The following is a 13721-nucleotide window of genomic DNA, read 5'->3' as shown; positions in this document are numbered from 1 at the left end:
AAATAAGTTTTTGGACAGTTTTGATGCTTGTATAAGATGAAAGGGGTGTCGTACGGATGGAGCAAATCGCAGTTGTTGGGTGTGGCGGAATGATCGGTGAAGTCATCTGTAAGAACTTATGTAAAGACTTTATTGTTAAGGGCGGACAGCGGCGTGAACCTACAGCATTAATGAACCTTAATAATTTTAACTACCAATTCCTGGATGTTACTGACTGGGAGAACTTGATTGCGTTCTGTACTGATTGTACGGTTGTCATTAATTGTGCAGGGCCTGAATTTGTAATTAAAGATAGAGTTGCTCAGGCAGCCATGAAAGTAGGAGCAAAATATGTTGATGCTTCCAATGCTTTATTATTGAATCAGGAGCAAAAGCTAGAGCTTAAAGCTAACGGTGTAAATTACATAGGAGCTGGTTTTTGTCCTGGAATTACAGGTCTGCTATTAAAACGAGTGATAAATCATTTATTAGACGAAACTAAGCATGTGAATTGTTATATTGGTGGTGCGGAACATTATACGAAAACTTCTATCTCAGATATATTAATGAGTGGCCATAGTGTAATTGGAAAAACAGACTCTTATTGGAGTGATCATTGTGTTAAAACGGAAAATATAAATATGATGCAGAAAGAATTTGTACCTGAAGTGGATGTTCCTGTCTATAAGAAACCGTATTTAAGTCAAGAGATCATTGATATTCTGGAAGTTAGTTCGGTACAAGAACTTCACTGGTACAATATAGCGGCAAATGATTATATTTTCCGTTTGGCAATGCAATTTTATCAAATGCAACTTGAGTCTTCGGTTGAAGAAGCAATGAAAAAACTAGACATTAGCTTAGAGGAGCAACCTAAAGAGGAATGGATAGCTTTAGTCATTGATGCTACAGGAGTGAAAGATGGAAAGAATGTTAGGTGCAGATTGAATTTACAAATGGAAACGAGTTCAGAGTTAACGGGTACAGTGGCTGCCGAAATCGCCCGACAAGCTGTTTCGAGTAATAGACCTAATGGTACCTACTGGGCTTATGAAGTGCTTCCTATAGATTTTATGAATCAATATGTTTTTTCTAATAAGCATGATTTTTATGAGGAAAAGTATGTTGAAATAAAGAAATGATATGACTAGGTTACATGGCGTACATCTGATATTTATTGGATAGGGGGGAGTACATTATAAAAAAGCTTTTACTTAAGAGATTACCGTTGATTTCACTTGGAGTTATAGCTTACATACTGACAAAATACGCGCAGAACCATCAGGATTGGGCGGAAAAATACAGTAGGTCTGTATATCCGTTATTGTCAAAAATAGTAGGATTTGTACCTTCTTGGGTCACATTTTCTGTTAGTGAATGGCTCGTCGTGTTGGTTGTGTTACTTTTTCTATTTTATATCGTTTATTATGTGCGCAAGGTTATCATGAGTAAAGGTGCACGTAGGATGGTAGTTTATCGTGGTGCTCTAGGAATCGTTACGATCTGTAGCGTGATATATTTTTGTTATACTATTTTGGGTGGAATAAACTATTACAGATATTCTTTTTTGTCTTATACCGAATATAAAGAAGAGAACTACAGCAAGGAGGAACTGGTCAAATTGAGTAAGTCGCTTGCCGTTGAAATGGAATTGGCAAGGGAAAAGTTAGCGGATACTGATCTTTTGGCTCATGTACCAGAGGTTTTTGATTATTATGCACAACACGCAGTGTTCTCGATGCAAATGTTATCAAAGAAATATCCTGTTTTGGAGCATTCATATTCAACACCAAAACCAGTGGTGATGTCAAAACTAATGTCGCATGCAGGGATACATGGTATTTTTGTCCCTTTTACTTATGAATCCAATATCAATGTTAATGTGCCAGTTTTTTTGGTGCCTGCTACTATGGCGCATGAATTGGCACATCAGAGTGGTTTCATGCATGAGGATGAGGCTAATTTTATAGCTTATCTGGCATGTAAGCAGCAGGATGATCCAATGATACTATACAGTGGTTTATTTCTGGCATTTGATTATTCTATATCTGAGCTAAAGAAAGTGGATCCAGATAAGGCGTCTGATATAATGTCCAGTCTGTCCAAAGCGGTGCGGCATGATATAGAACAAAATGAGCAGTACCGGGATAAGTATGAGGGTGTTATTTCAAGTATTTCAAGAAATGTAAATGACGTATATCTGAAGGCAAATAATCAGACAGACGGTTTGAATAGCTATAGTGATATGGTGAATTTATTGCTGGCAGAGCAGCGAGAGATAGAGAAGTACAATTAAATGTATCTTGAATACTTATAGGTTTATATAGTAATGATAGTGGGCTCAAGTTGAACATAGGAGTGAGTGAAATAAATAAAATAAAAGTATTTCCTATTCCATATGCTGGAGCGTCGGTAAATGCATATTATGAATGGAAAAAACTACTGCCGGATAGATATGAATTGTGTATATGTGAATTGGCTGGAAGAGGAACTCGATTCACAGAGCCTTGTTACCAGTCTGTTGGTGAAGCAAGTGAAGATATCGCCAAAAGAATAAGTGAACAATTAGAATATGACGATGAATATGTTATATTTGGACACAGCATGGGAGCCTTATTGACTTATGAGATATATTATAAACTTAAGCAAATGGGAACTAAGGAACCAAGGCATCTGTTTTTTTCTGGGCGAGATGCTCCACATATTTTTGAAAAGAGAGAAGACATTGAAAATATGACTAATGAAACTTTCTTGACAAAGGTGGAACAATATGGGGGAATACCAGAGGAGTTTTATACAAAAGAGATTATGGATATGTTTCTTCCGATTTTGCGAGCAGATTTTATAATTTTGGACAATTATAAGTTTCAGCCCAAAGCAGAAAAAATAAGTTGTGGAGTAAGCGTTTTTTATGCGGATAGCGATTTTTCGACTCATATCAATGAAATGCATAAATGGAGTGAAGTTGTTGAAGGGAATGTGAAATTTCATAAGTTTAAAGGAGAACATTTTTTTTTGAATCGGTATCCTAATGATATTGTAAATACTATTGTTAAAGATACAGAGACTTATTCTTGTTCATGAGAGATTCCTCGTTTCGTCAATGTTGGTGTGGTAACTTACATTGTACAAGAGGAATCTCTCTTTCGCATTCATTTTTTGGTAGAATTTAGATAATCGACAGACGTGTTATTATATAAATCTAAAAAGATTTTGGTTTAGACTTTCTTTTCTTTGTACAGTTTGAATGTGTTTTGAAATATTATATTTAAAATAAATTTTATCAGTCTGAGAATCCTTCAATGATTGTTACTTAATTTTGCTTAATTATAAAAGTAATATTCAATAATTGTTTTAGGTAGGTTTTAGTAAGGAGAATTATGAAAAAAATTAAGAAAAAACATTGGAAATAATAAGCTTTCAGTTTTAAGCCCGGTGCCGCTAACAACACGGCGGCCGGGCTTTTTTCACGGCCGGATTACGATGTCAGCGCCGAACTTGATCGGAACTCTCAGCCATTTACATTCCCCTTTTCTCTTGTAAATAAAAAGATTCTAAAACTAGAAAAGGTTCCGGAAAGCAGATGCTCACGGAACCTTTTTTTGTTTACGCCGAATGGCTTTTTTTCGTCTGAACGGTTTCCCCGGACTTGATACCAAGCGATACGAACAAGCCGATCACAGAAACTCCGATCAATATGATAAACAGAATATGAAACCCGGAGATTAAACCGATCAGTGCTGAAGAAATAATGCTTCCGAAATAACGGAAAGTGGAGAAAATCCCGGATGCGATGCCGGACATGCCCGGTTCTACCGTCGCAAGAGAAGATACCTGCATGCTCGTCAGCCCCGCACCTGACGCAATGCCTCCTACAATAAGCGATGCCATAAGAAACGGAACGGAATGGGAATAAACCAAAAGCAGAAATAAGAGATTGGCTACGGCCATCAGCCCGAAGGACAGAAAAATCATTCTTCGCGCGCCCCATTTCTGATGCAGCTGAGCTCCGCCCCAGTTGCTGGCGGACATGAAAACAGAAAAGACTGACAGCGCCATGCCGCTGTGCGACGTATTCATGCTGAAGTGGCCGGTCATAAAGAGCGGCATAATCAATAACACGGCGTACATCATTAAATTGCTTAACAGAACCGACAGATTGGCGCTCGTAAAGGTCGTGTTTTTAAACAGGTCAAAATCAATAATCGGATGTTTCGTGCGCAGCTCCCGCCTGAAAAATAGCGGAACAAATATGAGAATGAGCAGCGCGTACACCCAATAGCCCAAAGAGCTTTCATTTTTCGTCAGAAGAATTATAGATACAATGCTTCCGGCAAGCAAAACGGACCCGATGATATCAAGCGGAGCGTCAGACGTTTCTTCTTTATATTTAGGAAACATCACTAATGCCGTCACGAGTGCGATCGCAAGAAACGGAATGTTGACCCAAAAGATCGAATGCCAGCTGAAGCTCTCAATTAAAAGAGAGCCGATAAACGGACCGAGAGCCGCGCCCAGCCCGGCACCGAGGCCGAAAAAGCCGAATACTTTCGGAAGCCGTTTTTCAGACACGACATGGCGGATGATGGCGATGCTGTTTGGCGTAAGCAAAGCGCCGCCGGCAGCCTGAAGCGCCCGGAAGAAAATCAATAAGAAAAGACTTGGCGAGAGGGCGCACCCCAATGATGCGATGAGAAAAAGGCCGACACCCCATAAATACATTTTTTTGTTTCCGTACATATCACCGAGTTTGCCGGCAATGGGCTGTGTCACGGCCATCACGATTAAATACACGGTCACTACCCATGTGATGCTGGCAATTGATTCGCTGAATGAGCGGGAAATGGATGAAAGGGCGACTGCAATCATCGTAGAATTGATGGGAACGAGTATGGCTCCCAGCAAAAGCGAAACGATCAGCGCCCATTCTTTCTTTGAACCCATCCTTCATCCTCCTTGGGGCCGGAAAATGACCGGCCGGTAATGCCTTTCATGAAAATCTCAGTGCTGTGTTTCAGCATCGTTTCCTCAGAGAGTGTAATGACTCTTTTCCCCAGCTGCAGCCGGTGTATAAAATAACCGAAAATCATCGTCATAAAGACGTCTGCATTAGCTTCTTCGCTGCCGGGGCTTATCATATTTTTCTTTGTCAGCTCCTTAAAGTAAACGATTAAATGCTTTTTCACGGATTGCGGATATACGACAATATCCTGCAGGACGTCTTCGAACAGTTCCGGTTCGCGCAGGCAGATGCGGAACACTTCTTTTTTTTGTTCCAATTGCTGCAGAAGGGTCGCGGCGAAATGAAGAAGATCCTCATACAGATCGCCTTCCGCCTTGGTGATCATGCTTTCCGGAGCCGGCGTCTGCTGTTCAATCATGGCTTTCATTAATCCTTGTTTGTTTTTAAAATTACGGAAAATCGTTGCTTCGCTTACTTTTGCTTTTTCTGCGATTTCTTTTGTTGTCGCTGCGCGGTATCCTTTTTGGATGATCAGATTCATCGCGGCGTCAATAATTCTCTTGTTCGTCGTTCTCAACATGTTTCACCTCGCGTAAATACTGGCAGGACAAGTATACACCCGCCCTGCCCGTCAATAAAGAGGGAAACCTAGCATGAAGCGCGTTTGACAATCGTAATCTTGCCGTTTGTCCCGTCCACCGTGACGATATCTCCGTCGTTGAGCCTGTCAGTCGCGGCACGTGTGCCGAGAACGGCCGGGAGCCCGTATTCTCTCGCGATGATCGCCGCATGTGACAGGATGCCGCCCGTGTCCGTAATGACGGCCTTTGCATCCTGGAACAGACTGGTCCACAGCGGTGTCGTCATTTTGCAGACAAGCACGTCTCCTGTTGAAAAACGGGAAAATTCACTTGCGTCACGAATGACTTTCACCGGGCCGCTTGCGATTCCGCTTGACGCCGCAAGTCCGTAAATTTGATGTTCAGTGTTTTTTTCATCTTCTGTGATGGAGCCGGTAATCTGTTCAGCCGTTTTCAGCTGTTCCGAAGTCGGAGTCCCGAGATAAGCGGGGGCTTCAAGCAATTGATATTGCTGGAAGAGCTGTTTTCGTTCAGCGGCTTTTTCCTGCATCGGAACCGGCGACACGAGCGCTTTCTCGACTTCATCGCTGTATAAGTACCACATATCCTCCCGATCATCGATTACGCCTTGTTTTTGAAGCAGCTCGCCGATTTTCAGAAGGCAAAGGCGCGCTTTGGCGTCCAGCATCGCATCAATATAAAAATGGTGATCATCTTTGATGACGGATGAAGACAATGTCCACTGATAATAGCGGTCAAACGTCTCCCGAAAGCCGTCATCTTCAATTCTATCCATAAAGTCGGCGTAGAGCTGTTTTCGTTTTTCTATCGTTTTATGAAACTCACTGTCAAAATCGTATCCGTTCCGGACATAGTTCTGAATGTTGGCCAAAGCGAAATAAGGGTTTTCCGCCCAAGTTTCTTCAATCAGATCATGACTTTTCACGGATCTCCAGCCGTATTCCTGTAAAAATTCACTGACTTGTTCGAGAAAGCGTTTTCCCTCATTTGATTGCAGAAGCGTCTGATGCAGCTCATCGGCATGAGAAACCGTAAAGACGCGCCGCAGCTCAGGGCTGTCTTTTACTTGTCCGGAAAGCAGCCAGAGCTGTCTGTCGGTCTCCAATGACTTATTCATGACGCCAGCCAGCATTTCATACAGAAGGGAGGTGTTTTCTTTCTCAACCTGTCCGTACATGGATTCCAGTATCATGTTTAACGCAACCTGCGGAAAGACAATATTGAAATGTTCTGCGTATCCTTTTAAATAGAAGTCTTGCAGGTTTCGGAACGCATCAAGGGCAGTCTCCGGCGTATGGTCTGTATGCGCCAGTTCGTCCAGCTTTTGATAAAAAGGCAGAAAGGTTTCCTGAATAATATCGTACATGCGGTCAGCCAAGACGGGGAAAAGCGCTTCTAATTGTTCTGCGGGCAGCTTGTCGTCCGTCTTATGCTGTCTGGAAAAAACACGGCCCTGATGAAGTTTGACACGCTCGATTTCGATGCCCATTACTGGGAATGCCTTTGTGCTCTCTTTGAGGCCGTATTCCAAAGCCGGCACAATGAGTGAGGCGAATAACGGGCTGACGGGGCCTTCAATATTGGCCTCCATATTGAGCCAAAAATCTTTCTGATCCCGGGGCGTCATGATAAATTCCCGTTCTTCGTCTGCCGCTTTCTGATCCTGCGCGATTGTTGTAATCGGCCTGGCCTGAAGCAGATGCAGCTTATTTTCGGCAAATCCGAATTCGAGATCCACGGGATAACCGTACAGTTCTTCCGTCTTTATCGTCAGCATGGCAAGCTCTTTGACGCTCTCGTCATCAAGGCAGAAGCGGTTTCTCATGTCAGCGGTCGTCTCTTTTTCCGTCACGCCTTCGTCTTTAGAAACGATATACATTTCTTTTAAGCCGATTTCTTTTTCAATCTGAAATGTGTCTTTATTGACGATAAATGTGTCGGGCGTCACGCTGCCGGAGACGATTGCTTCTCCGAGACCGTAGCTCGCGCTGATCATCAGCTCTCCGTCATCATGTGTGACGGGGTTGCGGCTGAAAATGACTCCTGAAACCTCGGAATTGATGAGACCTTGCACGACAACACCCATTAACGGTTCTGCGGTGTCATTGTTCATTTTCTCTTTATAACCGCTGACCCGCGCCGAGAAGAAGGAAGCCCAGCATTCTTTCACTTTTCCGAGAAACTCTTCTTCTGTTTTGATATTTAAATAGGTTTCGTACTGACCAGCGAAAGAAGCGCCTTCAAGATCTTCGGACGCGGAGGAGGAACGTACGGCGACAGAGGCGTATGATTCTCTCAATTCATAAAACGACGCGGTCAGTTCCTCCCGAAGCTCTTTTGAAAACGTGCCGTTCATAATGGCGCGCTCCATCTGTTCCTGATCTGCTTGAAGCCCGTTGTCTTCCATAAAACGTGTCAGGGCATTCGTCTGAATGATAAAACCGCCGGGAACGGGCAGCCCGTTTTTCGTCAGTTTAATCAGGTTCATTCCTTTTGCTCCTGCAGAGCGGCTCGATTCTTCCGCTTTTTGAAATCGCACTGAATACATGCGGTATGACCCCCTTTTTTTTCCTCATCCAAGAAAATGATAGTAAACACTATCATTACATTGTAAAGAGGGAGGAAGAAACTGTCAAAGATACAAAGACCTAAACCTTCTCATCCTTTCGGCTGAAGAAAGGTAATTCGATTCATCTGGTTAATGGTTCAATGGATTTATATTCACAATTTTTTTGACAGATGATTGAAGACTGCTGAAAAAGGGTATTGTGATAGCAGGGGAACGATTGTCCGATTCTTCATTTTTTACTATAATCAGATGAGATGAAGAATTCCCGAGGAGGGTTTTTGTGATTACAAAAGCCGTTTTTGCATTATGTTTCCCTTTTATGCTGGTCGTCCTTTTTACGCGCGTCACGTTTAACCACTATGTGGCGATCGCTCTCACAGCCGCACTGCTTTTCGCATCCTATTTAAAGGGTTACACCGAAACGTATTTTATCGTTGGATTGGATGTCGTATCGCTGGTGGCCGGAGGGCTGTACATGGCCAAAAAAGAAGCAGACAAAAAGAAAGACAATGCCTGACATGGTGAATATGAAATAGAATGCCTGCTTTTACGCCATAAAAGCAGGTTTTTTATACAAAAATTGACTTGGTAAAAACAAACCATCGAACTTTAGTTCGTATTTTTAGTGATTTTGCCCGTCATTGTGTTACTATATCAATAGGAAGATTTCGTAAAGAAACGGAGGCTTTTTTGTGAAAGATCGTTTTGAGTTAGTCTCGAAATATCAGCCCCAGGGAGATCAGCCGCAAGCGATTGAGAAGCTTGTCAAAGGCATACAGGAAGGCAGAAAACACCAGACTCTCCTGGGTGCGACAGGGACGGGCAAAACCTTTACCGTGTCCAATCTGATTAAAGAAGTGAATAAACCGACACTGGTCATTGCCCATAACAAAACCCTTGCCGGACAGCTGTACAGCGAGTTTAAGGAGTTTTTCCCGAACAACGCTGTCGAATATTTTGTCAGCTATTACGATTACTATCAGCCGGAGGCGTACGTGCCTCAAACGGATACTTTTATAGAGAAAGACGCAAGCATTAATGATGAAATTGATAAACTGAGACACTCCGCGACATCCTCTCTGTTTGAACGGAGAGATGTCATTATTATCGCGAGTGTGTCATGCATATACGGTCTCGGTTCGCCTGAAGAATACCGGGAAATGGTTGTGTCGCTCAGACCGGAAATGGAGATTGAGCGGAACGAGCTGCTGAGAAAGCTTGTGGATATCCAGTATGCCCGCAATGATATCGACTTTCAGCGCGGGACGTTCCGCGTGCGCGGAGACGTTGTGGAAATCTTCCCGGCTTCCCGTGACGAACATTGTATCAGAGTGGAATTTTTCGGAGATGAAATTGAGCGGATCAGAGAGGTCGACGCTTTGACCGGAGAAATTCTCGGCGACCGTGACCATGTCGCGATTTTCCCGGCTTCCCACTTCGTCACCCGGGCGGAAAAGATGGAAAAAGCGATTCTGAATATTGAACAGGAGCTTGAGGAGCGCTTGAAAGTGATGCACGAAAACGGCAAGCTCCTTGAAGCGCAGCGGCTTGAGCAGCGGACGAGATATGATCTTGAAATGATGCGGGAAATGGGTTTTTGCTCAGGGATCGAGAACTATTCAAGACATTTGACGCTCCGACCGCCGGGCTCTACGCCGTATACGCTGCTTGATTATTTTCCGGATGATTTTATGATTGTCGTTGATGAATCACATGTGACGATTCCGCAGGTGCGCGGCATGTTCAACGGTGACCAGGCGAGAAAACAGGTGCTTGTCGATCACGGGTTCCGCCTGCCGTCAGCGCTTGACAACCGTCCGCTCCGATTCGAGGAATTTGAGAAACATATGCACAATATCGTGTACGTGTCGGCGACTCCGGGACCGTATGAAATTGAGCATACGCCGGAAATGATCGAGCAGATCATCAGACCGACGGGACTCCTCGATCCTCTCATTGACGTCCGGCCGATCGAAGGACAGATTGATGATCTGATCGGCGAGATACAGGCGAGGATTGAACGGAATGAACGCGTTCTCGTGACGACTTTAACGAAAAAAATGTCAGAGGATCTGACCGATTATCTCAAGGAAATCGGCATCAAGGTCAATTATCTGCATTCCGAGATTAAGACGCTTGAACGGATTGAAATCATCCGTGACCTCCGCCTCGGAAAACATGATGTGTTAATCGGTATCAACCTGCTGAGGGAAGGGCTTGATATTCCGGAAGTGTCACTTGTCGCCATCCTCGATGCGGATAAAGAAGGCTTCCTCCGTTCTGAGCGTTCGCTGATTCAGACGATCGGACGGGCGGCACGAAACGCGGAAGGCCGCGTCATCATGTATGCCGACAAAATCACGAATTCGATGGAAATCGCGATTAATGAAACGAAGCGCCGCCGGGAACAGCAGGAGCGCTTTAACGAAATTCACGGCATTACGCCGCAAACGATCAATAAGGAAATCCGCGATGTGATCCGCGCGACGCAGGCCGCTGAGGATAAAGAAGAATATAAAACAAAAGCCGCGCCTAAACTGGCGAAGATGACGAAGAAAGAACGCCAGAAAGTCGTTGAGCAAATGGAGCACGAAATGAAAGAAGCGGCCAGAGCGCTTGATTTCGAGCGGGCGGCAGAGCTTCGTGATTTACTGTTAGAGCTTAAAGCGGAAGGATGATGAACACATGGCAATTGACCGGATCGAGGTGAAAGGCGCAAGGGCGCACAATTTAAAAAACATTGATGTAACGATTCCGCGGGATCAGCTCGTCGTCGTGACGGGGCTGTCCGGATCAGGAAAATCATCCCTTGCCTTTGACACCATTTACGCGGAAGGACAGAGGCGGTATGTTGAATCGCTTTCTGCCTATGCGCGCCAATTTTTAGGGCAGATGGATAAGCCGGACGTTGATGCGATCGAAGGGCTTTCTCCGGCGATCAGCATTGACCAGAAAACGACGAGCCGCAATCCGCGGTCAACCGTCGGAACGGTAACGGAGATTTATGATTATCTCCGGCTGCTGTACGCGAGAGTCGGGAAGCCGCACTGCCCGGAGCACGGCATTGAAATTACGTCGCAAACGATTGAACAGATGGTTGACCGGATTCTTGAATATCCGGAGCGGACGAAGCTTCAAGTGCTTGCGCCGATCATCTCAGGCAGAAAAGGCGCCCATGTCAAAGCGCTTGACCAAATCAGAAAGCAAGGTTACGTAAGGGTGCGGATTGACGGAGAAATGGCCGAGCTTTCCGACGAGATTGAACTTGAAAAAAACAAAAAGCATTCCATTGAAGTAGTCATTGACCGGATTGTCGTCAAGGAAGGGGTTGCCGCCCGGCTTTCCGACTCACTGGAAACCGCGCTCCGCTTAGGGGAAGGCCGTGTCATGATAGATATCATCGGTCAGGAGGAGCTGATGTTCAGCGAGCATCACGCCTGTCCGCTGTGCGGTTTTTCTATCGGAGAGCTTGAACCCCGGCTGTTTTCGTTTAACAGCCCGTTCGGCGCCTGCCCGACTTGTGACGGTCTCGGCTTGAAGCTGGAAGTGGACCCTGAGCTCGTCATTCCCAATCCTGAGCTGTCATTAAAAGAACACGCCATCGCGCCGTGGACGCCGATCAGTTCACAATATTATCCGCAGCTGCTTCAGGCGGTCTGCCGCCATTACGGCATTGATATGGAGACTCCGGTCAAAGACCTGCCGAAGCATCAGCTTGATAAAGTGCTGTACGGCAGCGGCGATGAACGGATCTACTTTAAATACGAGAATGATTTCGGACAAGTGCGCGAAAATGAAATTGAATTTGAAGGCGTGCTGCGCAATATTGAGAGACGGTATAAAGAGACAAGCTCCGATTATATCCGTGAACAGATGGAGCAGTACATGTCACAGAAGCCGTGCCCGACGTGCAAAGGCTACCGGCTGAAGAAAGAAGCGCTTGCCGTTTTGGTCAACGGGCGCCATATCGGAACCATTACCGAGCTTTCCGTCGGCGATGCGCTGGAATTTTTCAAAAAACTGACGCTGTCTGAGAAAGATATGCAGATTGCCGATTTAATTTTAAGAGAGATTGTGGAGCGGCTCAGCTTCTTAGATAAAGTCGGTCTTGATTACCTGACGCTGAGCCGGGCGGCGGGAACGCTGTCAGGCGGAGAAGCCCAGCGTATCAGGCTTGCGACGCAGATCGGCTCCCGTTTGTCAGGCGTCCTGTACATTCTTGATGAGCCGTCCATCGGCCTTCACCAGCGTGACAATGACCGTCTGATCAGCGCGCTGAAAAACATGAGGGATCTCGGCAACACACTGATTGTCGTGGAGCATGATGAAGATACGATGATGGCTGCCGATTATTTGATAGATATCGGTCCGGGCGCCGGCATTCACGGCGGCCGCGTCATATCGGCGGGGACGCCTGAAGAAGTGATGAATGATGCGGACTCTCTGACCGGACGCTATTTGTCAGGGGCTCAATTCATCCCGATGCCTCCGGAGAGAAGAAAGCCTGACGGCCGGTTCATTGAAATCAAAGGCGCTTCAGAAAACAACCTGAAAAAAGCGAACGCCAAATTCCCGCTCGGCACTTTTACGGCGGTGACAGGTGTGTCCGGTTCCGGAAAAAGCACGCTTGTGAATGAAATTCTGCATAAGGCGCTTGCGCAAAAGCTTCATAAAGCCAAAGCGAAACCGGGAAGCCATAAAGAAATCAAAGGCCTTGACCACCTTGATAAGGTGATCGACATCGACCAGGCGCCGATCGGCCGGACACCGAGATCAAACCCGGCAACTTACACGGGCGTGTTTGATGATATCCGTGATGTCTTCGCGCAGACAAATGAAGCAAAGGTGCGCGGCTATAAAAAAGGCCGGTTCAGTTTTAATGTAAAAGGCGGGCGCTGTGAGGCCTGCCGCGGCGACGGCATCATCAAAATTGAGATGCACTTCCTTCCTGACGTGTACGTTCCGTGTGAAGTGTGCCACGGCAAACGTTACAACCGGGAGACGCTGGAGGTCACATACAAAGGAAAAAGCATTTCTGACGTTCTGGATATGACGGTGGAAGATGCTCTGTCTTTCTTTGAAAATATCCCGAAAATCAAACGCAAGCTTCAAACGCTTGCCGATGTCGGACTCGGGTATGTGACGCTCGGCCAGCCGGCGACGACGCTGTCAGGCGGAGAAGCGCAGCGCGTCAAGCTTGCTTCCGAACTGCATAAGCGTTCCACCGGCCGGACGCTGTATATTTTGGACGAACCGACGACAGGCCTCCACGTTGATGATATCGCAAGGCTTTTGGTTGTGCTTCAAAGACTCGTCGATAACGGAGATACCGTTTTGGTCATTGAACATAATCTCGATATCATTAAAACGGCGGACTACATCGTCGATCTGGGACCTGAAGGCGGAGCGGGCGGCGGCATGATCGTAGCCTCCGGGACGCCTGAAGAAGTTGTCGAAGTGAAAGAATCATATACGGGCCGCTATCTGAAACCGGTAATGGAACGTGATAGAAAACGAATGAAAACATTGCTGGCCGAAAAAGAAACGGCAGCCACGTAATAGATCAATAAAAACAGCCCAAAACTCATCGCGTTTTGGGCTGTTGTTG

Annotated in this window: 9 protein-coding genes; 6 read left to right on the top strand and 3 right to left on the bottom strand. The window is 45.6% G+C overall.

The annotated features are described in order from the left end of the window. Nucleotides 1-56: 56 nt before the first annotated feature. From U2H13_RS17225 to U2H13_RS17215, 3 genes are all read left to right on the top strand, one after another. Nucleotides 57-1121: a saccharopine dehydrogenase NADP-binding domain-containing protein gene (locus U2H13_RS17225; protein WP_021495272.1), complete on the top strand. Its 1065-nt coding sequence runs from the start codon at nt 57-59 to the stop codon at nt 1119-1121. An 86-nt stretch (nt 1122-1207) separates the two neighbouring features. After that, complete coding sequence (locus tag U2H13_RS17220; protein ID WP_021495271.1) at nt 1208-2275, top strand: DUF3810 domain-containing protein; 1068 nt, start codon at nt 1208-1210, stop codon at nt 2273-2275. Nucleotides 2276-2325: 50 nt separating this feature from the next. Next, nucleotides 2326-3063, top strand: a complete 738-nt coding sequence (locus U2H13_RS17215; RefSeq protein WP_014418991.1) for a thioesterase II family protein — start codon at nt 2326-2328, stop codon at nt 3061-3063. 522 nt (nt 3064-3585) lie between these two features. Here U2H13_RS17215 and U2H13_RS17210 read toward each other — a convergent pair. From U2H13_RS17210 to U2H13_RS17200, 3 genes are all read right to left on the bottom strand, one after another. Continuing rightward, entirely contained in the window at nt 3586-4923 is a 1338-nt protein-coding gene (locus tag U2H13_RS17210; protein ID WP_022553858.1) for an MFS transporter, read from the bottom strand. Beyond that, complete coding sequence (locus tag U2H13_RS17205; RefSeq protein WP_017418829.1) at nt 4896-5519, bottom strand: TetR/AcrR family transcriptional regulator; 624 nt, start codon at nt 5517-5519, stop codon at nt 4896-4898. The genes U2H13_RS17210 and U2H13_RS17205 overlap by 28 nt, the downstream gene beginning before the upstream one ends. Nucleotides 5520-5590: 71 nt before the next feature. Beyond that, complete coding sequence (locus U2H13_RS17200; protein ID WP_376700552.1) at nt 5591-8092, bottom strand: PEP/pyruvate-binding domain-containing protein; 2502 nt, start codon at nt 8090-8092, stop codon at nt 5591-5593. Between the two features lie 301 nt (nt 8093-8393). On the opposite strand from U2H13_RS17200, the gene U2H13_RS17195 reads away from it, so the two are divergent. The 3 genes from U2H13_RS17195 to uvrA all read left to right on the top strand — a co-directional run bounded on the left by U2H13_RS17195 (nt 8394) and on the right by uvrA (nt 13672). Continuing rightward, nucleotides 8394-8630 (top strand): CsbA family protein, encoded by a 237-nt coding sequence (locus U2H13_RS17195; RefSeq protein ID WP_003151438.1) that lies wholly within the window; start codon nt 8394-8396, stop codon nt 8628-8630. Between the two features lie 175 nt (nt 8631-8805). After that, entirely contained in the window at nt 8806-10791 is a 1986-nt protein-coding gene (gene uvrB / locus U2H13_RS17190; RefSeq protein ID WP_003151439.1) for an excinuclease ABC subunit UvrB, read from the top strand. Between the two features lie 7 nt (nt 10792-10798). Next, nucleotides 10799-13672: an excinuclease ABC subunit UvrA gene (gene uvrA, locus U2H13_RS17185; RefSeq protein WP_202729307.1), complete on the top strand. Its 2874-nt coding sequence runs from the start codon at nt 10799-10801 to the stop codon at nt 13670-13672. The last annotated feature ends 49 nt before the right edge of the window (nt 13673-13721 follow it).

Source organism: Bacillus sp. A1, assembly GCF_042296235.1.
Taxonomy (GTDB): domain Bacteria; phylum Bacillota; class Bacilli; order Bacillales; family Bacillaceae; genus Bacillus; species Bacillus velezensis.
The sequence above is the reverse complement of the archived record's forward strand: the minus strand, read 5'-3'. Positions and strand labels throughout refer to the sequence as shown.

What these genes read in the sequence shown, in the direction of transcription:
- U2H13_RS17225 (WP_021495272.1), top strand. Translation starts at nt 57, where the DNA reads ATGGAGCAAATCGCAGTTGTTGGGTGTGGCGGAATGATCGGTGAAGTC.
- U2H13_RS17210 (WP_022553858.1), bottom strand. Translation starts at nt 4,923, where the DNA reads ATGGGTTCAAAGAAAGAATGGGCGCTGATCGTTTCGCTTTTGCTGGGA.
- U2H13_RS17200 (WP_376700552.1), bottom strand. Translation starts at nt 8,092, where the DNA reads ATGTATTCAGTGCGATTTCAAAAAGCGGAAGAATCGAGCCGCTCTGCA.
- uvrA (WP_202729307.1), top strand. Translation starts at nt 10,799, where the DNA reads ATGGCAATTGACCGGATCGAGGTGAAAGGCGCAAGGGCGCACAATTTA.